This is a genomic window from Streptococcus dentiloxodontae (assembly GCF_053206925.1).
In genome coordinates, this window is the sequence record NZ_JBRUHR010000001.1 from 145,979 (window position 1) to 170,800 (window position 24,822).

Below are 24,822 nucleotides of genomic sequence, written 5' to 3' on the forward strand. Positions count from 1 at the left end.
TATTAGTAATCTCCCTTGAGATCACTTCTCCTTTTTAAAATTGGTATAGTTATCAAAAAAGATACTAAACAGATAAAGACAGTATATTCTTTTGCTTTTTCACTGTCAAGTATAAAATTGGTATAGTCCTAAACATGCTGAGCGGTTCAAAATAAATCGAACATACCAGACTAAGCCTTAATATGCTATAATGAATACATGCGTATCCAACAATTACATTACATTATCAAAATTGTCGAAACAGGTTCTATGAATGAAGCGGCAAAACAATTATTTATCACTCAGCCTAGTCTATCAAATGCGGTTCGAGATCTTGAACGTGAAATGGGAATTGATATTTTTATCCGAAATCCCAAAGGTATTACATTGACAAAAGATGGTGTTGAATTTTTATCCTATGCACGTCAAGTTGTAGAACAAACCACACTTCTTGAAGAGCGTTATAAATCAAAAAATGAAACACGTGAGCTTTTTAGCGTATCAGCACAGCATTATGCCTTTGTTGTCAACGCCTTTGTCTCATTGCTAAAAGGAACTGACATGTCTCAATACGAGCTTTTTCTACGGGAAACCCGCACTTGGGAAATCGTAGAAGATGTCAAGAACTTTCGCTCTGAAATCGGTGTGCTTTTTCTAAACAGTTATAATCGCGATGTTCTGACCAAAATGTTTGATGATAATCGATTGACTTATACCAGCCTTTTCAAAGCGCACCCGCATATTTTCGTCAGCAAATCCAATCCCTTGGCAGACCGTAATCTCGTAAAATTAAGTGATTTAGAAGATTTTCCTTATCTAAGCTATGACCAAGGAATTCACAATTCTTTTTATTACTCAGAAGAAATTTTATCTCAAATCCCTCACAAAAAATCTATCGTCGTATCGGATCGTGCCACTCTTTTTAACCTACTGATTGGTTTAGACGGATACACTATCGCTACTGGTATTTTAAACAGCAATCTCAACGGTGATAATATTGTTTCCATTCCGCTTGATGTTGAAGACGAGATTGATATTGTTTATATCAGGCATGAAAAAGCTAATCTCTCAAAGATGGGAGAAAAATTTATTGATTATCTACTTGAAGAAGTTCAATTCGATGATATTGATTATTAATAAAAGCAATCTTAAACAGTAAACAACTTAGTATTCAAAAACTATGATTCGGATAATATCTGTTATGCTAATACTAAAAAAATAAAAAGCTAGGAAATCCTAGCTTTTTTAGTCACGCTCTGCCCAAGCTTCATCTTCTGCAAGTGTTTCTGAGTCAGTATAAGAACCACGATAACTGTTCCAGACACTGCCATTTGAATCTGTTGCTGCTTCAGCATTAGAAATCAGAGGTTGATCATAAACTGTTAAATCGTAATAAGCAATAATGCTGTTTAATTTATCTTTATAGGAAGTGTCTGTTGCATAGGTTCCAGTTAAAGCAGCTGTTGCTTCCATATAACTTGATGTGTTAGATTTCCATGTTCCTGAGTAATAACTAGTTGACAATAAAGCAGCATAGTCATTAAAAGATTCAGAAAGACTTCCATAAGAACGAAAATCGTCATCAATCTGATAAGCATTGCCGCTGCCATCATCTTCCCACGTTTTCATAGTGACAGAATTACCATTATAATCACCTTTAACACCAAAGTAATTGTAATAAGGTGCTTGACTTAGAGAAGACTGCCCAGAATTTGATTCAAGAATAGCTTGCGCAATCAATACAGAAGCATAGATATCATATTCTTGTCCAATTTGACGCGCCGTTTCTCCAACTGAATTTATAAAATTCACTGTTGATTGGCTATAGATAGTTTCTGTATCCGCTGAAGCTTTTACCGAGTAATTATCTTTTGCTTCCGTAGTGAATGCCAATACTAAACTCAAGGAGGCAAAGAAAGCCAATCCTAGAAAAATAATATATTTTTTTAAATATTTTAGCATAATGAGTTCCTTGATCGTCTTTTTTCAATATTTTGATACTATCATAGCAGAAAAATGATACACATTCAATAGCTTTGATTGGACTTTTCTGTCGCCCTGTGGAAAACTTCTGCAATCCTATTGCCTTAAGCGTTTTTATTACATTATCTTTACATTTTTTATCAAATTAGATATAATATTTTTCAAGAATAAGGAGGTCTTTTATGAGTTTTAGAAAAATTTTACCCGGTATTAGTATTATTATACTCATTTCCGCTCTAGCTTGGTGGCTCGGATTATGTTTTCCATTGATTGGAAGTCCTGTTTTTGGAATTTTATTGGGAATAGTAAGCGGACTCTTTCTTTCTCATAAAGAGATATTAAAGGGAGGGATACAGTTCTCTTCAAAAAAAGTATTGCAATATGCTGTTATTTTATTAGGTTTTGGGTTGAATTTTTCTCAAATTTTTGCCGTTGGCAGCCAATCTTTACCCATTATTCTTGCTACTATTTTATCAGCACTCCTTACCGCTTATCTCTTTCAAAAGATCTTTCATTTTGACAAAGAAGTATCAACTCTTGTTGGGGTAGGGTCTTCTATTTGCGGTGGTTCTGCCATTGCTGCAACCGCTCCTATAATCAAGGCAAAAGATTCAGAAATTGCAACAGCTATCTCTGTTATTTTCTTTTATAATATTCTGGCTGCGCTTCTTTTTCCTCACCTTGGTTCTTGGCTTGGAATGTCAAATCACGGTTTTGCCATTTTTGCTGGAACTGCAGTTAATGATACTTCTTCTGTTACAGCAACAGCTAGCTCTTGGGATGCTATTCATCAAACAGCCATATTAAACGAGGCCACAGTTGTCAAATTGACCCGTACGCTTGCCATTATCCCTATTACCCTGTTTTTATCATTACATCAAATTAAAAAATCACATGCTAAAGCCCAGTCTTCTTATTCGATAGTAAAAGCTTTCCCTAAATTTATCATTTGGTTTTTATTAGCTTCCTTAATAACAACCTTTCTTACTTCTTTTGGATTCTCAACAAATATTTTTACACCTTTAAAGTCTCTGTCTAAATTTATGATTGTCATGGCAATGACTGCTATTGGTTTCAATACCAATCCTAAAAAATTAGTAAGAGAAGGCGGTCATGCTCTGATTCTGGGCGGTGTTTGCTGGATTATAATCATCTGTGTTTCCCTCGGAATACAAAAACTTTTAGGTTTGTGGTAATGATAACATTAATAACTCCATCTTTACTTACATATAAAAAGCTTACCGTGCTAATCGGTAAGCTTTTATATCGGTTAAAATAGTTTCAAAATAATCATAAAGTCCTACTAACAGGTGATAAGATCCTTTTTCTTGATTGCGTAACGCCTGTACAATCTCCGTTTTGTAGGAAATTGCTAAGAAAACATCAATCTCTCCCAACCAATCATCAATAACCCCTAAATTTTTATCAATGATATCAAATAGAGTTGGTTGATACCAAATCGTTCCTTCAATATAACGGTTTTTGTCTGATAATTGCAGAGCTGCCGCCTTTAGTTCTTTTAATTCTTCCTTAACGATGCTAGGTTCTACTTTTAAATCAAAAAGCAAACGGGAATCCTTAAGAAAAATATCAAACTCTGCTTCAATAAGTTCAATATAATGAATAGCAACTAAATATTGGTTCATAATGGGCATCTCCTAGTGGTCAAATATCATACCTTTATTGTACCACTAAAATGAGGAAATTTATAGCTATTTTTTATAAATTATGAATTTTTTCATAAAGTTTATAAAAACTGATATAACAATGTTTATATAAGTATAGATAAGTTCTATTTCTTTAGTTTCTTAATCAAAATAATAAATTTACTGATTTTTCAAACACTCTCAATTTTGCTGAATTTGAAGAAATTTACTATCGTCAAGAGCTTCCAATTCATGAACCTGTCCTTGTTTAATAACCAAAAAATCATGCAGAGACAGCTCAGTCTGAACGCCATCAATCGTAAGTAACAGATTTCCTTCTAAAATGATAACAAATTTCTGAAGCTCGGCTTTTTCCGAACTAATGGTTTCCCCTTTGGCCATTGCAAAAAGAGTAACCGACTCTGTAATATTTAAATCTTTGGAAAGATTACGACTGGCAATTTGATAAGGATGAACCTTTATCAGATGATTAAGATTTAGAGTCATTTCAAACCTCCGGTTTAACCACTACCAATAACATTTGGAAAGCTTCTTGGGCATAGAGAGCATGGGGGATATTAGCAGGCATAATAAGGGTCTCTCCTGCCGATACCATATATTCTTTATCTCCAATGAGAATTCTAGCTAGGCCAGACAAGATATTAACCATGGCATCTCCAGGAGAAGTATGGCGGGCGATTTCCTGATCTTTGTCCAGTGAGAAAATAGTTACACCAAGGTCCTGCCGCTGTACCAAGGTACGAGACAGCATTTGATTTTCTTCAATCGGTACTTCTTTTCTTAGATCAAGAACTTTTTCTTGTGGAATTTTGTTGATATAAGTCATCTTTTTTCTCCTTTTTATTTTTGTGATGCGACAGCAATGTAACGCAAATCTTTACCTGTTTTATTGAAGAATCGATACATTTTAAGAAATTGATCTCGATTTTCCTTCTTCATACCTCGATAAAGAATAAGGCAAGCGGCAAAAAGCCCTTCGTCCTTAATCATTCCCGATGTTGACATCAGAGTCATTCTGCCATGACTTTCAGTGACTTTTGAAAAGCCTGCATTTTTATAAAGGTCTATCCACTTATTCACATGCAGGGGTTCTACATTGGCATTTATTGTTTGAGACAACTGACTGAGTTCTTCTTCCATATGAGAATTTTCGTAGGAAACATCGTGTGTCAAAAGAATCCCTCCTGGTTTAAGTACGCGCAGGTATTCTGCTACAGCTTTTTCTTTAGCCTTGTTGCGTAGCATAGTCAGCATAGCTTCATTGATAACAATGTCAAAACTGTCATCTTCAAAAGGAAGTTTCATAGCATTTGCCTGATGAAGCTTAATCAAATGACCAACTTGAGCTTTCCCAATATTGCTGCGTGCCTGGTCCAAAGCCTGAGGATCCATATCAACAGCCTCTATTTGACAACCGAATCGCTGAGCCAGTTCAATAGAGGTTGTACACCTATTACAGGCTACCTCCAGAACTTTACTGTCCTTAGAAAAATAGCCTTGTTCAATTAACCAGTTAGTTGCTGTAATTCCTCCAGGCCGTAAGCGTTTCTTCCCTAATTTGGCAAGAAAATTGTGTCCGACTTCTTTATGAGTCATCTATATCATCTCCTTTCAGAGCGTTAAAATGATTTCTAGGATTACCCCTAGACTTCTATTGTAGGATTTATTAGAGGTCTTTTCAAGCTCAAATTGCAATCCTTTTCAAAAAAGAAAAAGAGCACGACAGACTTGATTATCGTGATACTCTCAGTCTTCCTGCCCTTTTTTACATTAATGAATCACCATTTCCTGAGCAATTTCATGACCTGTCAAATGACTCGGATAATAAGTTGGCCAATTATCCATTTCTTTTAGTAATGCTTCATGACTTTCACCGCCAAAGAAAATATGGAAATGCTCTGATTTATTTTTTGAAATTTGATGGTCTGAAAATTGTATATATTTGAATTGACCAGCATCAGCTTCCTTTGCTGTAAACAAATAGCGTACACCTTTTTTACCAGACTCATAAGTCAAAATCTTATACCCCGCATATTCATAGGTATAGGTGTTGCTTTTCCCATCGTCTTTGGTAAAGGTTAGCTTCTTTTCATCACCATTAATCTTAATTTTAGAAATATCTGTAGTATAGCCTTTTGTGTAATAATCCTTATATTCTTGAGCAGTTTTATCCTTATTTATTAGAGCTTTATAGTCAAAAACCTGATCCAAGGTGCCATCAAGTAAATATGGATATACAGACTGCCATTCTCCAGACCAATCTGTTAAATCACGGTTTGAAACATCCTTATCATCAAAATAACCATTTTCAGAAGTTTTTGTTTCCTTTGTTTCAGGTTCTATTGCCGTTCCCTCTACATCCGTTGTCAAGCGCAGGTTCTTAAGATTTTCCTCCATGACTGTAACATAATTTTCTCCAGAAGAGAGCTGTTTATCCGTCAGCGATTCAATAGGATTTAAAACTGCTGTACTAACACCAACTTCATCCGCTAAAGTTTTAGCAACACTGCTAGAAGCATTTTCTTCAAAATAAATATAATGAATATTATATTTGGAAACATATTTTGATAGACTAGCAATTCGTTTAGCAGATGGATCTGTTTCAGCAGAAACTCCTGTTATCGGTATCTGATTCAATTCATAATCCAAAGCGAGATAGGCAAAAGCTGCATGCTGTGTTACAAAACTGTTTTGTTTGGCTGAACTAAGAGCCTCTGTATAGCTTGAATCCAACGCTCTCAGCTTTTGAATGTAGGCAGCAGCATTCTTAGTAAAACTCTCTTTGTACTTAGGGAATTGCTTAATCAAACCATCTCGAATAGTCTCAACAAGAGTAATCGCTCGTTTGGGAGAAAGCCAAACATGCGGATCCAATTCATGACTGTGTCCTTTGTGGCTTTTTTCATCACTTTCTATACCGTTGCCAGCTAACAACAGCATATCTCCTGTTGCTTCTATGATAGCTGTATCTGATTTTGCAATATTTTTTTCAATATCTGGAACCCAAGTTTCCATATTATCATTTAAATAAACAAAAGCATCTGCATCTTCAATGTCAGCTATATTTTTACTGGAAGGTTCAAAATCATGCGGTTCGGAGCCTGCTCTAATCAGGTAAGACACCTCTCCTTCTTTTCCAACAACTTCCTTGGTAAACTCATAAACAGGGTAAAAAGTAGTCACAACTTCCAGATTGTTTGCTTTTTTTACCTCTTCTTGAGCTATGCTATAGTAGATAATGCCTCCTGCAGCTATCAATATGGCAGCAATTAAAGACAGCGCCGCTACACGTTTTTTTCTCATAAATTTCTCCTTTTAGATACTTAACTGGTTAATGATTTACTAGTTAAGTATACTACACTTTAAGATTTTTGCAAGTCTTTTATCAAAAAAACTCACCTTATTTTTCAAGGCGAGTTCAATGAATCTTAATCACTAAGCGAAAAACTATTGGCCATAAGATTACTTGCTGTGTAAAGAACGTCAGATAAAAGTCTATCAGTCTCCGTTTGAACCTGATCGCTTATCTGCTGATTTTCTCTTTCAAGATCTACAGCTTTGCCATTTTCCAAATTCTCATCGACAGAATGAATCATAGCATGGCCGAGAGCCAACGTACTCTGAATATAATCGTCAAGCCTTGCATCATGCTGATGAAAATGAGAATCAGCTAAACCAGCAATTAGACGGTTCGTCCAGTAAAAGCTATCCGTGCTGACTTTTTCAGTAGTATTTTGAAAATAAGCCGGTGTGGTTTCAACTTGAGTCCAAAAAGGAACAAAGGCAGCAAAAGGCATAGAACCATAAGACAGCCATTGAATCCCAGTCGTTTGAGAAGGCTTATCGGGTCTTAATTGAAGAAGAGCTGTGTGACTGGTGCGGTTAATACCGATAGGCCGAAATTGATGTCTGCTGACTTGATCCCCTTGAGGACCATAAGGGTCAAATTCGGTATCTTGATAATGAAGACTCAAAACATATTTAATATCTTCTATGGTTATCTTGCGATAAGGTTTTTGGCACCACGGTAAAAAGAATGATTTTGGATTTTGTTCACGCTCCGGGTTAAGAAATTTCTGAATAGCCCATGCGCGGGGAGTATTGTAATGGCGGTCTTTGTCACGCTGACTTCCAAAAGCGTAACGCGGATTGAAATGCTCATTTGAATAGGTCAAGTCAAGATTATACTTTTGAATAAAATTTTTAATATCAGACGAAGCTAGATAATCATCTGGATTATCAAATTCAAAATGATCCAGTCCTAACTGATTGGGAATCGTCACATAACTATCATCAGGAACACGACGAGCAATCCAGTGATGGCCTCCAATAGTCTCTAGCCACCAAATTTCTTCTGTATCGGCAAAAGCAACGCCATTTGACTCATAGGTGCCGTAATTTTCTAAAAGAGAGCCCAGACGCTCCACACCTTCTCTAGCGGTTTTAATGTAGGGCAAAACCAATGTCAGTATATCTTCTTCGCCAATTCCCGAATTAACCAGCGGATCGGCACCTAAAACACGCGCATTTGTCGTGATAGTTTCCGTAGCACTCATGGCAACATTAGCTGCATTAATCCCTGCTTCACCCCAAATTCCCTCGTCATTAAGGGCATTAGGTACTGAAGTATAGCGCAGCGGTTTTTCTGGCAAATCAATAGCAAAAGTGCTTAAGGTAGATTGGTAGTGTCGCGGCTGTTCTTCTGCTTTAACAACAACAAACTTTTTAGGGCAAAAGATACCCGACTGGGAATCTTCTGTTCGAGCAATCATGACAGAACCGTCATACGATGCTTTTTTCCCAACGAGAATAGTTGTACAGGTCATAAGGAACTCCCTTCTTTTTAGGTTTCTGATAAATATTAAAGTTCATCTGCAATTTTATTGATCTTGCGCAAACGATGATTAACACCGCTTTTGGTCAATTGTGTATCTAAACTATCTGCTATCTGCTGAATGGAATAATCAGGGTTTTCTACGCGAATCTCAGCAACCTGACGCAGTTCAGCAGGAAGTGTATCTATGCCCACGGTCTCCATAATTTTGACAATATTATTGATGGTTCTTACGCTGGCATTAACCGTTCTGGCGATATTAGCAGCCTCTGCATTGTTGGCTCGATTGAGATCGTTTCGAGTTTCTCTTAAAACTTTAACCTCTTCAAAATTTTCTTTAGAAGACATTGCTCCAATAATGATCAAAAAGTCCATAATATCTTCAGCTTTTTGCAGATAGGTTACGACTCCGTTTTTATGTTCAATAACCTTGGCATCTAACATAAATTTTCGCATAAGATTTGCTAAATCTTCTGCATGGTCTTGGTAAATTGAGAAAATCTCCAGTTGGTATCTGCCGGATTCGGGGTCACGGACAGTTCCCGTTGATAAAAAAGCTCCACGTAAATATGACTGCCCTGCCTTATCATCTTTCATGATGAGAGGTTTAATTCCTGTCTCAAATCCAAAAAAAGAATCTGCTAGCTGTAAATCCGCCAGCATGTCGCTAACCTTATCTGCTACAAAAACGGTATAAACACGATTTTTTTTGAGATTTGTTTTTTGATGATACTTAATTTCTGGATTAATATGATAGCTTTTTTCAATCAAGGCATAAATATGACGGGCAATTTTAGCATTTTCAGTTGATATAGACAAAGTCAGCCTTTGCCCTGTTAGACCAAGCGACCCTGACATTTTTATCAAAGCAGACAGCTCCGCCTTATCTCCTAACGAAGCTGCTAGGATTTCTTCTTTGACTTGAATGGTAAACGTCATGCTTTAATCCTCACTAAATTCATGAGTTCTTCAACGACTAACTCTCCATGGTGAAAAGCTCCGCCATTTTCCAAACGTAAAAAATTAGAAGAAATAACTGTTTTAGCTAGAGAACAAAGGCCTGAAAAATCGTGATTGACCTGAACCAGATACTCATCAAACCGGTTACTTGTCATATAATCTTGAGGAACCTTTTGAATATTAACCAAGACATTATCAATAACATCGGTTCCCAAATGACGGTTGAGAACCGCTAGATGATCAGCGTCTGTGAAATGTTCTGTTTCACCATACTGAGTCATAATATTACAAATATAAGTAACGTCTGCTCTTGTATCCAGCAAGGCCTGACGGATTTCAGGGATAACCAGATTGGGCAAAATAGACGTGTATAAAGAACCAGGTCCTAACACAATCATGTCAGACTCCATAATAGCTTTGACTACTTTTCGGCTGGCTTTAGGTTCTTCGTCATTATAACTGTTGGTCACGTAAACATGATCAATCATTCCTTTATAGTTAGAAATAGAACTCTCACCAATCACCTCATGACCATCTCGGAAAATGGCATGCAAGGTCAAGGCGGATTCACTGGCTGGATAAATTTTTCCTGTTACGTGAAAAAATTTAGTCAGTAACTGCATAGCATTGTAGGTTGATCCTTGCATTTCGGAAATACCTGCAATGATGAGATTTCCCAATGGATGGCCAGCCAAGGCACCGTCTGTCTGCTCAAAACGGTATTGAAAAACCTGCTCATAGAGTTTAGGCATGTCACTCATTGCAACTAAGACATTACGCAAATCCCCCGGCGGCGTCAGCTGCATAGCAGAGCGCAAGTCACCAGATGAGCCTCCGTCATCTGCTACGGTTACAACTGCTGTAATATCCACCTCTTGATGGCGGAGACTTCTCAAAATAACAGGAATCCCTGTTCCCCCGCCTATAACTGTAATTTTAGGTTTTCTCATGAGCGGTTCACCGTTTCTTTACGTCGTTCCTTATCACGATGGCTTTCATTAACAACCCAGTTTTTCTTTAATTCTTCTGCCAAACGGTGGGTGAAAGCAACCGAACGGTGCTGTCCGCCTGTACAGCCAACGGCTATTGTCAAAACAGATTTTCCTTCTTTTTGATAGCCAGGTAAAATGGGATTAATTAAAGCAAGTAAATGTTGGTAGAAATCTTCTGATTCTTCGTGATTCATCACATAATCAGCCACTTCTTTCTCCAAACCAGTCTTATTTCTCAATTCAGGAAGGTAATAAGGGTTGGGCAAAAAACGAACATCAAAAACCAAATCAGCATCCAAAGGTAAGCCGTATTTAAAGCCAAACGAAACAACTTCAATGCGAAAAACAGCCGCATCATTATCCGATGAAAAATGTTCAGAAATTGTCTTACGCAACTGACGCGGGGTCAATTCAGTCGTATCAACAACATTCTGAGAGAGACTTTTCAAAGGAGCTAGAAGTTCGCGTTCTAGTTTGATACCGTCAAGAACACGGCCATCTGCAGCCAAAGGGTGGCTGCGTCTGGTTTCTTTATAACGTGAAACCAGTTCACCATCTGTCGCATCTAAAAAGAGAATTTTAAAATCAATAGCTTCATCAGTCTCTAATTCATCCCAAATGGCTGGGATTTCCTTAAAAAAGAGACGGCTTCTCATATCAACAACTAAGGCCAATTTATCGGTATCTTCATTATGTTTGACAAGTTCGATAAACTTAGGTACCAGTGTAGGAGGCATATTATCAATAGTAAAATACCCCAAATCTTCAAAGGACTGGATAGCTACTGTTTTCCCAGCACCGCTCATTCCCGTTACGATGACCACATTAATTTTTTTATCTGACATCTGTTTCTTTCCTTTCTTTTGTTTCATGGCCGAGCATTTCAATGGTAGTTTTTAGCTCCTCAACTTGCTGACCTAAAGAAGCAATCATTTGACTTTGTAATTTCTGAATAACTAATAAATCAGACTGATCCTGCTGTACCAAGTGATCTAATTTCGTATGCAGCAATCGAATCTCCTCTTCTGATGTCTTATTAACCAAATAGTCATTTTTGGCCTGCAGGCGATCATAATCAGAAGCACGATTTTGACTCATCATAATCAAAGGAGCTTGAATAGCAGCAATCGTTGACAGGGCAAGATTAAGCAGAATAAATGGATAAGTGTCAAAAGCGATTCCAAAAGGCCGAATCACATTGATTGCCATCCAAACAGCCATGAAGATAATAAACGAAATGATAAAAGTCCAAGATCCCCCAAAACGAGCAACATCATCGGCTACCTTTTGTCCAAAAGTAATCTTACGATCCAATTGCTCTTGAACATCCAACTGACTGAATTCACGGTCTTTGGTGACATCAAAAACGGTCGCCTTGACATAATCATTCTTCTTATTGGCTTTGTCAATGACTTCATCCAAATAGTCCAAACGATAACTCATTAAATCTAAAGGACTGACAATGCTATCTTCAATCAAATCTGGAAAATCACGCAGCATTCGTTTGCGAAGGTTTAAATCAACCTGACCAAATTTAATATCTTCAGTCTTTTTTATTTTATAAGCCATAAAATATTAATCCACCTTAGTATCTAATTACGATTACTATTATACCACACAGGCAGAAAAAAGCTCTAAATTAAAGAAAAGCGGCATTTTGATATTATTACTGCACAAAAAAGAGCCGAGTATAAACTCAACTCTCTTATCTAGTTAGCCGATTTCTGCAATAACCTCAATTTCAACTTTCACATCTTTTGGTAAACGTGCCACTTCTACCGCTGAGCGGGCAGGGAAATCTGACTTAAAAGCTGTTGCGTAAACCTCGTTAAAGGGAACAAAGTCATTGATATCACTAAGGAAACAAGTGGTTTTAACCACATGATCAAAATCAGTCCCAGCTTCGTTTAGAATAGCTGTAATATTTTTTAACACTTGTTCAGTTTGTTCTTGAATCGTTTCTCCAATAATTTCTCCTGTTTCAGGTGACAATGGTACTTGACCTGAAGCAAACAAAAGATTTCCAACAATTTTTCCTTGAACGTATGGTCCAATAGCTGCAGGTGCTTTATCTGTATGGATTGTTTTTGCCATGAATAAGACTCCTTCTTTTACCTAATTAAGCCTATTATACCAGAATCAGCTGAAAACGACTACTAATTCCACCAAAAATAGCGTCCAATACCTTGAATGTCAAAATAGACATATCTTCCATTATATCTCATGTAACGATTTGTGATCATCTCACCTGAGTTAGAATCATAATATCTGAGTTTATTATCAACGGTTATAAATTCACCTTTAACTTGCTGACCATTAGCTTTAAAATAGAGTCTTTGACCATTGATAGTTTGCTGACCAGTAACAGCCGATCCGTCTGACCCAAGATAATACCAATTACCAGAACCATCGGTTACAAAACGGTTAGTAATCATTTCACCAGAATTAGCATCGTAATACCTAATTTTGTTATCAATTGTTACAAAAACTCCTTTGGCTTGCTGACCATTAGCTTTAAAATAGAGTTTTTGTCCATTGATAGTTTGCTGACCAGTAACAGCCGATCCGTCTGAACCAAGATAATACCAATTACCAGAACCATCGGTTACAAAACGCTGTTTTACTAGATTTCCAGAATTTGGATCAAAATATCTAACTTTCTTATCATTACCTGTAACAAAACGCCCTTTAACCTGTTTACCGTCTTGTTCAAAATATTGACTGGCACCATTTATTGTTACAAGGCCTACAGCCATAACTCCTTTGCTGTCAAAATAATACCAATCATTACCAATGAAATAATAATTATCACGATACTGCTTACCATCACTACCATAATAATAATTCTTATCATCAATCTTGACAAAAGCGTCCTTAGCCTGACGGCCGTCTGGATAATAATAAGTCAAACTGCTATCATCTGAATCTGCTTTTTGGCCAGCTCCAGACTGCCCGTTCGTAGTAGTTGAATCACTTAGTAAAGCCTTAGGAAGATCAACTGTATCGCCAACATGTAGATAAGTTCCACTAGCACTGTCTTTTAAGACGTAACCTGAACCACGTCCTAAAATATTAGTTCCATTGAAGTATTTTGCTGACCATTCCGTGATTTTCACAGAAGGATCAATTGCTTTCCCAGTCGAAATCTGGTTGGTGCTAAATAATTTTGCATACTTAGACTTAGACTTCAGTTCTTCAAGAAAAGCACCGCCATATTGAGCTTGATATTTACCTCCACCTCTAGTATTTGCAACATAAAGCGTCTTATCAATGGTGGCACCTGAAACTTTATTTCCATAAACATCAACTCGAGTAGCTGTAACAACTTCTTTTTCAGGAAGGCTGTAAATTTGGTCGGGAACCCAGTCTGCCAAGACTTTAATACCTGCACCGTGTAAATTCTTAATAGCTTTGACAAGATCTTCAGCTGTTCCGTATTTATTAGCTTTGCTGATACCTAAATCATAACGATCAGTAAACGCATAGCCATTCAAAATAATAGAATCAAGAAAAGTACCGTCTGTACTGGAAACATATTGAGGAGCCATTTCAAAATCTGTTACTCCCCAAGATTTGAATAAGTCTGTATTCTTAGCAATGACTACATTAGTGTATTGAGATGTATCTGTTGCAAACGCTTGGAAATTGGAAAAACCTTCATAAATCAAATGAGAATCCAAAGCAGCATTACTATGGAAAACTTGACCATCAGATGTTTTGCTACTACTTGCGCTAACACGCGCGTCTTGAGTATCACTAGCCCCTACTGGTACCCAAACGGCCAAATAACCGGATACCTGTGGATTACTATAACCATTGATATCCTCAGAAGTGAAAGTCAAATTCCCCTGACTGTCCGTATACTTAATAAATTTTGAAGCTGCGCTATCAGATTGGTAGGTCGTAATACCATTTGCTGTAGTGAGAAGCAATGGACGGTAAGCTTGATTTTTATGCGCAGCCCCCATTTTTACAGTTAGCTTATCTCGATAAGACATACCTAATTTAGGATTGTTACTTTCTAGAACAAGCATTCCCTGTGTACGAGTATTGGAATCCCCCGTATCTGTAACTGTCATTGCACCGCTACCATAACGAACAGAGGTTAAAATTTGATTGTTAAGGCTGCGATTTGTCGGACTTAATTTTACAACAGCCATACTTTGACCACCAGCAACATATTTGACCCGTGCCTTTAAAAGAGTATCAATAGCATCATAATAAGGCGACTTTGTTGCCATGTATTGGCCATCATCAGTAAAAAGATCTCCATAGTAGACACGTGGAATGGTATCTTTATTGGTTAAGAGTAAGGCATAAGCCGCAGGAATATTATACTGAGTATAGGATTTGATTGTTTTTTTCTGATCAGCATTGTATATCTCAAAAGCTTTTTTCAGCTCAGCTTCTGTCACCACATAACCATCTGATTCACTATTAAATTCTTTGATAATTTTGGCAATAACTGTCTGAACCTCACTGTCATGAGCACGCACAAAAGTGTAGTTTGGAGTTGCTGAATTTGACGTACTGTTATTCTGACGGTTAACCAAACTATTGTTAATCAATAAAGACAAATCACCACGTTCACCTGACGAACTTGTCAACACAGACAAAAGAGCTCGGCGGAATTTATCATCCATAGTAATCTGACTGCCACCATGTTTAACAGTATAAGCGGCATCATTTTGATCCCAACCTTCTAAAATAGCAATATGCTGATTAGCATTAGCATCATTTTGATCAACATCATAAGTCGCTTTAAAATACTCTCCTGCAATTTGCAACAAATCAGCGTCTATATTATCAACAGCATCAATACGAATACCATCAAAATTAGCGTCTGCATCATTAGCATAAATAGAACCAAAGTTCATTAAATAATGCAACCAATTAAGCTGTTCTGCTTGAACCACAGGATTAGAATTGTCCACATCATTAGCCAATAAGAATTCATAACCACCTAAGTAATTGCTGGTTCCCTTTTGATTAGATGGCGTACGGTTTAATAAACGATAGCTAGAGTCAGCTTGAGGAGTTAATGAACCATTAACATATAGTAGTGCTCCACGCTGAAAATTGACTTTGTTTGTATTTGGCTCAGGAGATTCACTGTCTATATTCCAAATTGTTTGACTTTTAACAAAGTCGCTCATAACTGTCCGAAGCCAGTCAGTGCTCTTAACCTGTGAAATCTTTTCTTCAATGTTTACTTGAACAGCTTGAGCAGCTTTTTTCAAATCTGACGCACTGCTTTGATTAGTGTAAGTCTGAGTCTTGCCAAAATACTTATTCATATAATTGATATAGTTCACTTCGGTTGTTGTATCTGGCCACCAAGATATAAGGATTGGACGAAAATCTGTTTCTGTAGAATCTGTCCAAACTTTCCCATCTTTTAAGATAGCTTTTGGACGGTACCAACTATCTGCTGTTAAATAATTATCAACTTGTTCAAAATCATTGGCTGAGTTGCTATGAGCCCGATTATTAGTGTCATATACATCAGTACTTGCTGCAGCTGTAGCTGTGCCAGTTTCAGCAAAGGCATTGACATTAGCGTTGTTATTAACAACAAGTTTTTTAACAACATTGTTCACCCTTTTAGCAAATTGGGATTCAATAATACCATTAGGAGCAACGGCGGTAGACTGTTGCACTGCTTTATTACTGTCAGAAGTTATTTGACTTTCGTTATTGATTTCTGATACTTGAATCTGTTTAGAATTATCAGAAAGGTTAACAACTGTATTAGAATCAGATGCTTGATTGGTTTGTTCAGCTGTTTGATTATTAACATCAGCCACAGTCTGAGATATTTGCTCAGGTTGCGCAGTTTCTGGTACTTCTGCCGTTGACGCTACATTTTGAGAAGCACTAATGTTTTGATTTTGATTCTCAGATACAGTAGAATCCTGTATTTCTCCTTCAGACTGTACTGCAATCGTCTGGTTGGCTGAATCAGTTGAAGTAACCACATCTGCTGAGACAGTTGCAGATAGGCCCGCAAGCGTAGCGGTTGCTGTTGTTACGGCAACTGTTATCCACTTTTTCTTGACTTTACGTAATTTATAATGTGTTTGCTTTTCCATAAATACCCCCAAATAATTCTTGCAAAACATTTTAATTATACCATAAAATTTTCTTAAAATAGGGTACGAGTTGAATTTATAATATAATTAATCATTCATAAAAAAAGCCCTGCATGATATTGCAAGACTTTGTGTTTTATATTAGTATGTTACATTATTTTCTATTGCAGAGAAACTGTTTTAATGCATCAGACCTATATAAAACTTATGGTTTCAAACGATGCAGCATCCGTGGAAATGGAATAGCTTCGCGAATATGCTTGGTTCCTGCAACGAAAGTTACCATACGCTCCAGACCGAGTCCAAAACCGCAGTGCGGAACGGAGCCGTATTTACGCAGATCCAGATAGAACTCATAATCAGCTGGGTCAAGATTTTCTTCTCTGATTTTCTCCAGCAGTTTATCGTAATCCGTTTCACGCTCAGAGCCGCCAATAATTTCGCCGTAGCCTTCCGGTGCCAGAAGATCCGCACAGAGCACACGCTCTGGATTGTCCGGAACTGGCTTCATATAGAAAGCTTTGAAACTAGCCGGATAGTTCACAACAAAAGTCGGCACACCGAAATAGTTGGAAATCCATGTTTCATGCGGCGAACCAAAGTCTTCACCGTGTTCAATGTGCTCATAATCCGCATCTTCATCTGCCTCGTGCTCCTGCAGAAGAGAAATGGCATCATCGTAAGATACGCGTTTGAAAGGTTCTGCTATGTACTTTTTGAGAAGCTCTGTGTCACGCTCTAACAGTTCAAGAGCCTGCGGTGCACGGTCAAGCACACCTTGGATAAGGGCTTTGACATAAGCTTCCTGCAAGTCAAGCGACTCCTCGTGCGACAGGAAAGGATACTCTGCATCCATCATCCAAAATTCTGTTAAATGGCGGCGCGTTTTTGATTTCTCCGCGCGGAACACCGGTCCGAAGTCAAAGACACGGCCGAGCGCCATGGCACCTGCTTCGAGGTAGAGCTGACCGGACTGACTGAGAAAGGCTGGATTCCCGAAATAATCCGTCTCAAAAAGCTCTGTCGTATTTTCAGCCGCATTACCGGACAAAATTGGACTGTCAAACTTGATAAAACCATTCTGGTCAAAAAATTCATAGGAAGCGTAGATAATAGCGTTGCGAATCTGCATGATTGCCATCTGTTTACGCGAACGCAGCCAGAGATGACGGTTGTCCATCAGGAAGTCCGTTCCGTGCTCCTTTGGCGTAATCGGGTAATCCTGAGAGCCGCCGATAACTTCAATATCGGTAATGTCCAGCTCATAGCCAAACTTAGAGCGCTCATCTTCTTTGACAATACCTGTCACATAGACAGAGGTCTCCTGATTCAGGTGCTTAATGGTATTAAACTTCTCAAGACCAGCTTCTTCACCGTATTTTTCAATAAAGTTTGGCTTAAAGGCAACACCTTGAAAAAAGGCAGAGCCGTCACGCAGCTGGACAAAGGCAATTTTTCCTTTACCTGACTTGTTGGCAACCCAGCTGCCTATGGTAATTTCTTTACCGACATACTTTGGGACATCAATGATAGTTACTAAATCTTTCGTCATTAAATTTTTTCTCTTTTCCTTTACTTTTTATGATAAACAGCCTCAATATTATTGCCGTCTGGAACAATGACATAGGCGGCATAATAACCTGGATGATACTGACTGCGCTCACCTGGAGCACCATTGTCCTTGCCGCCGGCTGCCAAAGCTGCTTGATAGAAGGCTTCAACTTCCTTTTCATTTTGAGCACTGAAAGCAAAATGCTCGGGTTCTTGTTGGCCAATATTTAGCCAAAAATCACCTGTAGGATCGGTATTCCTAGGTTCTGCAAAACTCGCTGCGTATTATGTATCAAATTGAATGTGATAATTTAAAGGAGCTAACGCTGCTTGATAAAAAGCCTTAGAAACCTCTAAATTTTTTACTTTAATACTAAAATGATCAATCATTTACTTCCTCCTGAAATGCCTTGATAAGACGAACGGGCTATCTCCTGTTCTGTTAGGTTTGCCGCAGCATTTCTGATTCTAGATTTTTCCGTTTTATTCTAAAGTATCTTGAATAGTTATTGACACAATCTTCTTGTTAATGCACTCAAGACTAATCCGATAGGCATAGAGCGCTTTATCCTCCCAAGACCTCTTGTAAATCAACTGAAAGTCATATTTGCCATCTTTTAAAGCCTTTCCTTTAAGATAAGAAAGACTTGAACTCCCTGTTCTCAACTCATTTGGTTCACTTTCAAAAACGGACACATTCTTATTAGAAATTTTTCCCAATTTTAAGCCTGATGGAACATCTTTAACCAACCAATCATATCCTGTTGAACCATTGCTTGCAAAGGTAAGCTTAAAGTTGTCATCATTTTTTTGAACTTGAATATCATCAATATCCCAAATAATATTTCGAGCCTGAATTTTTAGCACATGAACTTCTTGCTTTGCTTGATAAAGCAAGCCAGCCAGACAAATATTGCTAATCGCCAATGCCAACAAGGCAAGGAAGAACCACCTACGCATTTTCATTGGCTATTTTTCCATGAATGCCTTGATACGGCGAACGGCTTCTTTAAGGGTATCAAGGCCTGTTGCATAGCTAAGACGGACATTTTCAGGAGCACCGAATCCCGCACCTGTTACTAAAGCAACTTCTGCTTCTTCAAGAATAGCATTAGTAAATTCTGTCACATCAGTATAGCCCTTCATCTCCATAGCTTTCTTGACATTTGGGAAAAGGTAGAAGGCACCTTGCGGTTTAATCACCTCAAATCCTGGTACTTCGTTGAGAAGTGGATAGATGGTATTAAGGCGTTCTTCGAAGGCTTGTCGCATGATTTCAATAGAAGATTGATCCCCAGTCAAGGCTTCAATGGCAGCGTATTGGGAAACTGCGGTCAGATTTGAAGTGGTTTGGCTAATAATTTTTGCCATTCCAGAGATAATTTCTGGATCTCCGACAGCAAAACCGACACGCCAGCCCGTCATGGCATAAGTCTTAGACACACCATTGACCACAACAGTCTGCTTGCGAATAGCTTCTGACAAACTGGAGATAGCAGTAAATTCATTGCCATTATAAACCAGACGGCCATAAATATCATCCGCCAAAATCAGAATGTTATGTGCCACGGCCCAGTCGCCGATGGCTTGCAATTCTTCTCTGCTATAAATCATCCCAGTTGGATTTGACGGAGAATTGAGCAAGAGAACTTTAGTCTTGTCTGTACGTGCTGCTTCCAGTTGTTCTACGGTCACCTTAAAATCATTGGCTTCTTTTGTGGCCACGGTCACAGGAACACCCTCAACCATCTTAACTTGATCAACGTAAGATACCCAACATGGTGTTGGAATAATGACTTCATCAGCTGGATTGAGAACTGTTGCAAAGAAAGCATATAGAATGAATTTAGCTCCTGTTGCTGCCACCACTTGGTCACGATTAACAGAATAGCCATAGAAATTTTCCATGTAATTACTAATCGCATCTTTCAACTCTGGTAAACCTGAAGCAACCGTATAGAAGCTTGCCTTACCATTTTGAATAGACTCAATAGCTGCATCTTGAATATTTTTAGGTGTCACGAAATCCGGTTCTCCCAAAGTCAACGATAAAATATCACGCCCTTGAGATTTCAAAGCTTTGGCACGTGCACTTGCCGCCAAGGTAACACTTTCTTCCATTTCTAATACACGATTTGATAATTTTGTCATTTACTGTCCCTCTATTTTTAAAACATGGCCAGAAATAAATCCGACTAAATAATATTTTGTCCCTGCTTTAACTTCCCAAATAGGAGTATCGTCATACATGCCTAATTTTACTTCTGAAATTTTTTTGGCACCCTGAGATTGGGCAACGGTTTTAGCTTGATTAGCTGTAATACCATCTGATTGATTGTACACATCAATAGCTCCTGTATCAGAATTAACAATAACGGCCTTACCCTGCTTTTTTGAGGTTATTCCTAAAACACTATAGTAAGTCGCTTTGCCATTGTAAATAGTAAAGTCAGTGACTTTAGACACTTTAGCATAACGTGCAGCTAACTGAGTTGTCTCTTTTTTAGCATCACGGTAAGGTTTGGTAGACACAACTAAAATTGAAGTGATAGAAACAATGACCGCAATGATGATTAAAACACTGCCGATAAGTACTTGCTTGAGCGGTGTCAAACCTTGTTCTTTCATCAAACCTCCTATTAAAATGTTGCTTTCTTAATTATAGCAAAAAATCTGTAATTTCAGTTAAGATTTCCATGAAATTTTGGCAAGATAGAGGAACTTCTTCAGATAAACTTCTCATAAAACTGCTGCCATAACTTTTGTGAAGGAGGCGATTGTCTAAAATAATCACTGCTGACTTCTGTTTCTGGCTCCTCCTTGTTCTTCCAATAGCTTGTTTTAGACGTAAAATTGTCATTGGCAGGCTATAGTCCTCAAATGCTTGTTTACCTTGATTATGCAGCCAAGTTTTTACTTTTTGGAAAAAGGGATCCTTAGGATTATCAAAAGGCAAACGCGCAATCACTTCTATCAGTTGATCCTGCTGAGCAAAATCAACACCTTCCCAAAAAGAACCCATTCCCAAAAGTATATTAGCCTCTCCACGGTCAAAACGTTTTTTTATATTAAAAGCCGTACCATTTTTTTCCTGTGTTAAATGGCGGAGCTCATTGTCCTCAAGAAACTGAGACACAGCTAACATACTGTGTTTGGAAGTGAAAAGCACCAAAATCGGTTTTTTCAAAGTGCTAAGTTCCATCACTCTTTTAGAAATAGATTCTGCATAGTCCTTGTCTGATATTTGTCCAATACTAGGCATAGACTGGTCAATCCAGATTTTTTGCTGGTTAATACGAGTATTAGCTAGACTGAAGCAGTTAACGTTTTTCAATCCTAACAAATCGGCGAGTTCTACTTGCGGACTGATAGCTAAAGTTGCCGAAATAGCTAATACTTTCTTGGCTTCAGTCAAATAATCCGACAAACGCATCAATTGATGGCGTGCTGCCTTAAAATAAATAATGCGGTTATCCTGAAAATTTTCAACTTCAAACCAATAAGTATCAAATTGAGGAGAGAACATATCTGCCAAATCTGCCAGTTCCGAGGCATCCAACTCACAGACATCTTGGCTAATTTTTATCAAATCCTCCCTAGTTAGAGAAGCGATCTGATTTTGCTGGTAAGCAGTCAAAAGGCGCGTCCATTCAAATTGCAGGCTCTCTAATAAACGCTGCTCTAAAAGAGAAAGTCCCTCTTTTTCTAAAAGCTGATGAATATCCTGCAAGAGTTTTGTTACGTTTAACTGCCTTCGAGAAAATTGCTCCAGAGCCAACACCATTTTTTGGGCTTCGTCAATAACTAAAACTTTTCCAGCAATGAAGGCAGAATCATCTTCTATCCGCGTCAAGAGATAAGCGTGATTCGTAATCAGCACATGTGCCTGCTCTGCTTTCTCATAAGACATTTGCCAAAAGTCATGCAGAGCAAACAAACTATCTGCCTGCAGCTTGCCATCATGCTTTATCTCATCGAAATAGGCCTGATAACGCTGCTTTTGCTTGATTTCATCTAAATCGCCCGTATGTGTTTCAGTCAGCCAAACCAGAACCTGCATCTTATAACGGTTTACCAGCCGATTATCGTTAGAGCGTAAAAGCGTCTGATAAAAAGCATCCAGCTTAATATAATTTTGCGGTCCTTTTAAACTATGACAATTAATATGAAAGGTCTCTTCTAAACAACGCCCTTCCTGATCCATGATTTGATCTTGTAAAAGTTTAGTTGGTACTGCAACCACAATCTTATCCTTGGGCTGTGCCGCCAAAATTGATAGCAAATAACCATAAGTCTTGCCAATTCCGGTCTGCGCTTGAATAAAGGAAACAGCTGAATTATCCAATTGCGACCGAACGGTCTGGGCAAATTCTGTCTGCTGCTGACGCTCTTGTAAATTAAGCAAAGCAATATTGGTCGCAAAATCCTGAGAGACTTTGTACTCTTTAGAATAAGTTTTGACTCGTTTCAAAACAATACCTTTTTCCTGCACAAAATCCTGAGCTAGTTTTGTTTTTGCCCGACTAAAAGCCTGCCGAATAGGAAATTCTGATTCAAAAATCAGATTATCAGAGAAATTCAAAAGCATTTCCAAAGTAATTTTGGGAAGACTTTCCATCTTGTTTATAAGGCGCAGCAATAGCTGAGCTGTTGCTCTGGCATCCGCAATAGCTGTATGAGCATTTGTCAGTTCAAGTTCTAATTCCTGCGCCAAATAAGACAAATTATATTTTTCCAAAGTTGGGTAAAAAACTTGAGTGAGCTCCACTGTGTCAACTCTAGGAGTTCGCAGTTCGTAGCCCTCCATAAAGAGAGCTTCCGCTAATAAATTGGCATCAAATTTGACATTATGAGCTACAAAGATACAGTCTTTTATCAACTGATAAACAGGCTTAGCAATCTGGGAAAAATCAGGAGCCTGGGCCAACTGTTCATCTGTAATCCCTGTTAATTGAATAATATGCGTATCTAACTTTTGGTGTGGGTTAACATCACTTTCAAAACTGTCTATAATCTCGCCATCTTCAACAATGACAATTCCCACTTGAATGATATTGGCAGATGAAGAAGCTGATGTGGCTTCCAAGTCTACAACCGCATATTTTTCCTTTGTCTTCTTGGTCATAACCCCAACATTATAGCATATTTTTCCCATCAAAAAAAGCTGAGATAAACCCTCAGCTCTTCTTAATAAGAATCACTAACAACAGCCCAAGTTACCCCTCCATCATCAGAGGATTCTAATTGACCTTGATCATTGACACGATAAAAACCAACAACAGGATTAACACTTGGATCTGCTCCTGCTGCCTGCATAGCGGCAGAACTATGGTTTTCAGCTATTTGGCTGTAGACCAAACCGTCATTGCCAGTCTCAGAAGTTACAATGTAGTCCTCGGCAGTAAAAGACGTATCTCCTTGACTTGCTAAGTAAGTTTCCACCACCCAGTCTGACACCTGACCTGTTGTCAAAGACCTCGTATCAACACTGGATTCTGTAGAACTAGCATTTGATTCTGAACTTGTAACAGTGCTAATGCTAGCGGAGTCTTGATTTGAAGGATAAGCAGAGCTGTTAGTCTCACTATTTGAACTTTCGAGAGATTGTGTAGGATTTTTGGAAGAACTTTCTTTTACAGTGCTGATGTCAGAAGGTCTGGCTGAGGCCCAACCGCTTTTTGATGAAGAATTTTCATAAGCGTACATGACAAAAGAAATGACAAATATCAGTATAAGCAGAGCACCAAGACTGGCCAGCCAGATATGTTTTGTTTTATCATTTCTTCTGCTTTCATAGAGTGCTAAAACCTGTTTACGAAGGTCTTCTAAAGCCTGTGCTTCTTCTTGGTCATCTGCTTTTTTAATAGCTTGATCAATATCTTCCAACCCTTCCTTAAGGCTAATTGAGCTGAGATTTTCTCCGTTTTCAATAGCCTGCGCCAAACGGCTGAGATGTCTTGGAATATGAATATCTTTTTCTGATGTCATAAGGGCACCCCTTTATCTTTCTTATTTTATTATACCATGCGAAAGTTATATTTCTCATAGGAACATTACTATTTTCAAAAGAAAATTTGGAAAAATCGTTGAAGTTTGCTACACTAGGGCTATGAATATCGAACGTATCCTTAATCCTGTTGCTATGGAAAATACTTATATTTTGGAAAATGATCAGGCCTGTCTAGTCATTGATCCTGGCAGCAATCAGGAAAAAATTTTAGAAACTTTGCAGCAGATTCAAAAACCAGTCACTGCTATCTTGCTGACGCATACCCATTATGATCATATTATGAGTGTAGAAGCCATTCGAAAACACTGTCAGCAACCGCCTGTTTATGTCGCCGAAGCTGAGAAGGAATGGCTGAGCTCACCAGTTAACAACCTATCTGGCTTACCGCGACATGCTGATATGGCTGACGTTATTGTTGCTCCAGCGGAGCATTTTTTCCAATACGAAAAGCCTTATCATCTAACCGGATTTGATTTTAAAGTCGTTCCTACGCCAGGGCATTCTATTGGGGGTGTTTCCTTTATTTTTGAGCATGAGGCACTCGTTTTTTCTGGTGATGCTCTTTTTAGAGAGACTATCGGCCGCTCTGATTTGCCTACTGGAGATTACGAACAGCTGCTAAACAGCATCCGCCAAAAGCTCTTTACTTTACCTAACCATTACCTTGTCTATCCAGGCCATGGCTGGGACACGACTATTGGACATGAGAAAAATTTCAATCCGCATTTTAATTAGGTGAAATACAAGAAGCTGT

General features: G+C 38.2%; 22 protein-coding genes and 1 pseudogene. 3 read left to right on the forward strand and 20 right to left on the reverse strand.

Annotated features, from left to right (window positions below; genetic code table 11):
- Positions 1–198 precede the first annotated feature (198 nt).
- A complete protein-coding gene (locus ACVRZ8_RS00660) occupies positions 199–1,116 on the forward strand; it encodes a LysR family transcriptional regulator (protein ID WP_447447368.1) in 918 nt (305 codons plus the stop codon).
- Positions 1,117–1,224: 108 nt separating this feature from the next.
- On the opposite strand, the gene ACVRZ8_RS00665 is transcribed toward ACVRZ8_RS00660, so the two are convergent.
- Positions 1,225–1,941 (reverse strand): glucosaminidase domain-containing protein, encoded by a 717-nt coding sequence (locus ACVRZ8_RS00665; protein WP_447447370.1) that lies wholly within the window; start codon positions 1,939–1,941, stop codon positions 1,225–1,227.
- A gap of 203 nt (positions 1,942–2,144) precedes the next feature.
- Between ACVRZ8_RS00665 and ACVRZ8_RS00670 the strand changes: the two genes are divergently transcribed.
- On the forward strand, positions 2,145–3,158 hold the full coding sequence (locus ACVRZ8_RS00670; protein WP_447447372.1) for a YeiH family protein: 1,014 nt from the start codon (positions 2,145–2,147) through the stop codon (positions 3,156–3,158).
- 42 nt (positions 3,159–3,200) lie between these two features.
- On the opposite strand, the gene ACVRZ8_RS00675 is transcribed toward ACVRZ8_RS00670, so the two are convergent.
- The 19 genes and pseudogenes from ACVRZ8_RS00675 to ACVRZ8_RS00765 all read right to left on the reverse strand — a co-directional run bounded on the left by ACVRZ8_RS00675 (position 3,201) and on the right by ACVRZ8_RS00765 (position 24,046).
- Complete coding sequence (locus ACVRZ8_RS00675) at positions 3,201–3,608, reverse strand: hypothetical protein (protein WP_447447374.1); 408 nt, start codon at positions 3,606–3,608, stop codon at positions 3,201–3,203.
- Positions 3,609–3,809: 201 nt separating this feature from the next.
- Positions 3,810–4,115 carry a cupin domain-containing protein gene (locus ACVRZ8_RS00680; RefSeq protein ID WP_447447376.1) on the reverse strand — a complete coding sequence of 102 codons (306 nt, stop codon included), beginning with the start codon at positions 4,113–4,115 and terminating at the stop codon, positions 3,810–3,812.
- 1 nt (position 4,116) lies between these two features.
- On the reverse strand, positions 4,117–4,455 hold the full coding sequence (locus ACVRZ8_RS00685) for a cupin domain-containing protein (RefSeq protein WP_447447378.1): 339 nt from the start codon (positions 4,453–4,455) through the stop codon (positions 4,117–4,119).
- 14 nt (positions 4,456–4,469) lie between these two features.
- Positions 4,470–5,225 (reverse strand): class I SAM-dependent methyltransferase, encoded by a 756-nt coding sequence (locus tag ACVRZ8_RS00690; protein WP_447447379.1) that lies wholly within the window; start codon positions 5,223–5,225, stop codon positions 4,470–4,472.
- A 174-nt stretch (positions 5,226–5,399) separates the two neighbouring features.
- Positions 5,400–6,932 carry a zinc ABC transporter substrate-binding protein AdcA gene (locus ACVRZ8_RS00695; protein WP_447447381.1) on the reverse strand — a complete coding sequence of 511 codons (1,533 nt, stop codon included), beginning with the start codon at positions 6,930–6,932 and terminating at the stop codon, positions 5,400–5,402.
- 125 nt (positions 6,933–7,057) lie between these two features.
- On the reverse strand, positions 7,058–8,455 hold the full coding sequence (locus ACVRZ8_RS00700; protein ID WP_447447383.1) for a C69 family dipeptidase: 1,398 nt from the start codon (positions 8,453–8,455) through the stop codon (positions 7,058–7,060).
- A gap of 35 nt (positions 8,456–8,490) precedes the next feature.
- Positions 8,491–9,402, reverse strand: a complete 912-nt coding sequence (gene whiA / locus ACVRZ8_RS00705) for a DNA-binding protein WhiA (RefSeq protein ID WP_447447385.1) — start codon at positions 9,400–9,402, stop codon at positions 8,491–8,493.
- Complete coding sequence (locus ACVRZ8_RS00710; RefSeq protein ID WP_447447387.1) at positions 9,399–10,373, reverse strand: YvcK family protein; 975 nt, start codon at positions 10,371–10,373, stop codon at positions 9,399–9,401. The genes whiA and ACVRZ8_RS00710 overlap by 4 nt, the downstream gene beginning before the upstream one ends.
- A complete protein-coding gene (gene rapZ, locus ACVRZ8_RS00715) occupies positions 10,370–11,260 on the reverse strand; it encodes an RNase adapter RapZ (protein WP_447447389.1) in 891 nt (296 codons plus the stop codon). The genes ACVRZ8_RS00710 and rapZ overlap by 4 nt, the downstream gene beginning before the upstream one ends.
- Positions 11,250–11,984 (reverse strand): DUF1003 domain-containing protein, encoded by a 735-nt coding sequence (locus tag ACVRZ8_RS00720; protein ID WP_447447391.1) that lies wholly within the window; start codon positions 11,982–11,984, stop codon positions 11,250–11,252. Before ACVRZ8_RS00720 ends, rapZ begins: the two co-directional genes overlap by 11 nt.
- A gap of 144 nt (positions 11,985–12,128) precedes the next feature.
- Positions 12,129–12,509: a RidA family protein gene (locus ACVRZ8_RS00725; RefSeq protein ID WP_447447393.1), complete on the reverse strand. Its 381-nt coding sequence runs from the start codon at positions 12,507–12,509 to the stop codon at positions 12,129–12,131.
- A 62-nt stretch (positions 12,510–12,571) separates the two neighbouring features.
- Complete coding sequence (locus tag ACVRZ8_RS00730; protein WP_447447395.1) at positions 12,572–16,507, reverse strand: glycoside hydrolase family 70 protein; 3,936 nt, start codon at positions 16,505–16,507, stop codon at positions 12,572–12,574.
- Positions 16,508–16,712: 205 nt separating this feature from the next.
- Positions 16,713–18,059, reverse strand: a complete 1,347-nt coding sequence (gene asnS / locus ACVRZ8_RS00735; RefSeq protein ID WP_447447397.1) for an asparagine--tRNA ligase — start codon at positions 18,057–18,059, stop codon at positions 16,713–16,715.
- Positions 18,060–18,079: 20 nt separating this feature from the next.
- Positions 18,080–18,448 (reverse strand): annotated as a pseudogene (locus ACVRZ8_RS00740) (VOC family protein).
- Between the two features lie 93 nt (positions 18,449–18,541).
- Positions 18,542–19,024: a protease inhibitor I42 family protein gene (locus tag ACVRZ8_RS00745; RefSeq protein WP_447447399.1), complete on the reverse strand. Its 483-nt coding sequence runs from the start codon at positions 19,022–19,024 to the stop codon at positions 18,542–18,544.
- 3 nt (positions 19,025–19,027) lie between these two features.
- Positions 19,028–20,209, reverse strand: a complete 1,182-nt coding sequence (locus tag ACVRZ8_RS00750; protein ID WP_447447401.1) for a pyridoxal phosphate-dependent aminotransferase — start codon at positions 20,207–20,209, stop codon at positions 19,028–19,030.
- Positions 20,210–20,686: a cell wall elongation regulator TseB-like domain-containing protein gene (locus tag ACVRZ8_RS00755; RefSeq protein WP_447447403.1), complete on the reverse strand. Its 477-nt coding sequence runs from the start codon at positions 20,684–20,686 to the stop codon at positions 20,210–20,212.
- Between the two features lie 31 nt (positions 20,687–20,717).
- Positions 20,718–23,183 carry a bifunctional DnaQ family exonuclease/ATP-dependent helicase gene (locus tag ACVRZ8_RS00760; RefSeq protein WP_447447405.1) on the reverse strand — a complete coding sequence of 822 codons (2,466 nt, stop codon included), beginning with the start codon at positions 23,181–23,183 and terminating at the stop codon, positions 20,718–20,720.
- Between the two features lie 62 nt (positions 23,184–23,245).
- On the reverse strand, positions 23,246–24,046 hold the full coding sequence (locus ACVRZ8_RS00765) for a hypothetical protein (RefSeq protein WP_447447406.1): 801 nt from the start codon (positions 24,044–24,046) through the stop codon (positions 23,246–23,248).
- A 121-nt stretch (positions 24,047–24,167) separates the two neighbouring features.
- On the opposite strand from ACVRZ8_RS00765, the gene ACVRZ8_RS00770 reads away from it, so the two are divergent.
- Positions 24,168–24,803, forward strand: coding sequence for an MBL fold metallo-hydrolase (locus ACVRZ8_RS00770; protein ID WP_447447408.1), 636 nt, complete (start codon positions 24,168–24,170; stop codon positions 24,801–24,803).
- Positions 24,804–24,822 lie beyond the last annotated feature (19 nt).

Excerpts from the sequence above, each read along its gene's own strand:
- ACVRZ8_RS00660 (WP_447447368.1), top strand. The coding sequence starts at position 199 with ATGCGTATCCAACAATTACATTACATTATCAAAATTGTCGAAACAGGT.
- ACVRZ8_RS00665 (WP_447447370.1), bottom strand. The coding sequence starts at position 1,941 with ATGCTAAAATATTTAAAAAAATATATTATTTTTCTAGGATTGGCTTTC.
- ACVRZ8_RS00670 (WP_447447372.1), top strand. The coding sequence starts at position 2,145 with ATGAGTTTTAGAAAAATTTTACCCGGTATTAGTATTATTATACTCATT.
- ACVRZ8_RS00675 (WP_447447374.1), bottom strand. The coding sequence starts at position 3,608 with ATGAACCAATATTTAGTTGCTATTCATTATATTGAACTTATTGAAGCA.
- ACVRZ8_RS00680 (WP_447447376.1), bottom strand. The coding sequence starts at position 4,115 with ATGACTCTAAATCTTAATCATCTGATAAAGGTTCATCCTTATCAAATT.
- ACVRZ8_RS00685 (WP_447447378.1), bottom strand. The coding sequence starts at position 4,455 with ATGACTTATATCAACAAAATTCCACAAGAAAAAGTTCTTGATCTAAGA.
- ACVRZ8_RS00690 (WP_447447379.1), bottom strand. The coding sequence starts at position 5,225 with ATGACTCATAAAGAAGTCGGACACAATTTTCTTGCCAAATTAGGGAAG.
- ACVRZ8_RS00695 (WP_447447381.1), bottom strand. The coding sequence starts at position 6,932 with ATGAGAAAAAAACGTGTAGCGGCGCTGTCTTTAATTGCTGCCATATTG.
- ACVRZ8_RS00700 (WP_447447383.1), bottom strand. The coding sequence starts at position 8,455 with ATGACCTGTACAACTATTCTCGTTGGGAAAAAAGCATCGTATGACGGT.
- whiA (WP_447447385.1), bottom strand. The coding sequence starts at position 9,402 with ATGACGTTTACCATTCAAGTCAAAGAAGAAATCCTAGCAGCTTCGTTA.
- ACVRZ8_RS00710 (WP_447447387.1), bottom strand. The coding sequence starts at position 10,373 with ATGAGAAAACCTAAAATTACAGTTATAGGCGGGGGAACAGGGATTCCT.
- rapZ (WP_447447389.1), bottom strand. The coding sequence starts at position 11,260 with ATGTCAGATAAAAAAATTAATGTGGTCATCGTAACGGGAATGAGCGGT.
- ACVRZ8_RS00720 (WP_447447391.1), bottom strand. The coding sequence starts at position 11,984 with ATGGCTTATAAAATAAAAAAGACTGAAGATATTAAATTTGGTCAGGTT.
- ACVRZ8_RS00725 (WP_447447393.1), bottom strand. The coding sequence starts at position 12,509 with ATGGCAAAAACAATCCATACAGATAAAGCACCTGCAGCTATTGGACCA.
- ACVRZ8_RS00730 (WP_447447395.1), bottom strand. The coding sequence starts at position 16,507 with ATGGAAAAGCAAACACATTATAAATTACGTAAAGTCAAGAAAAAGTGG.
- asnS (WP_447447397.1), bottom strand. The coding sequence starts at position 18,059 with ATGACGAAAGATTTAGTAACTATCATTGATGTCCCAAAGTATGTCGGT.
- ACVRZ8_RS00745 (WP_447447399.1), bottom strand. The coding sequence starts at position 19,024 with ATGAAAATGCGTAGGTGGTTCTTCCTTGCCTTGTTGGCATTGGCGATT.
- ACVRZ8_RS00750 (WP_447447401.1), bottom strand. The coding sequence starts at position 20,209 with ATGACAAAATTATCAAATCGTGTATTAGAAATGGAAGAAAGTGTTACC.
- ACVRZ8_RS00755 (WP_447447403.1), bottom strand. The coding sequence starts at position 20,686 with ATGAAAGAACAAGGTTTGACACCGCTCAAGCAAGTACTTATCGGCAGT.
- ACVRZ8_RS00760 (WP_447447405.1), bottom strand. The coding sequence starts at position 23,183 with ATGACCAAGAAGACAAAGGAAAAATATGCGGTTGTAGACTTGGAAGCC.
- ACVRZ8_RS00765 (WP_447447406.1), bottom strand. The coding sequence starts at position 24,046 with ATGACATCAGAAAAAGATATTCATATTCCAAGACATCTCAGCCGTTTG.
- ACVRZ8_RS00770 (WP_447447408.1), top strand. The coding sequence starts at position 24,168 with ATGAATATCGAACGTATCCTTAATCCTGTTGCTATGGAAAATACTTAT.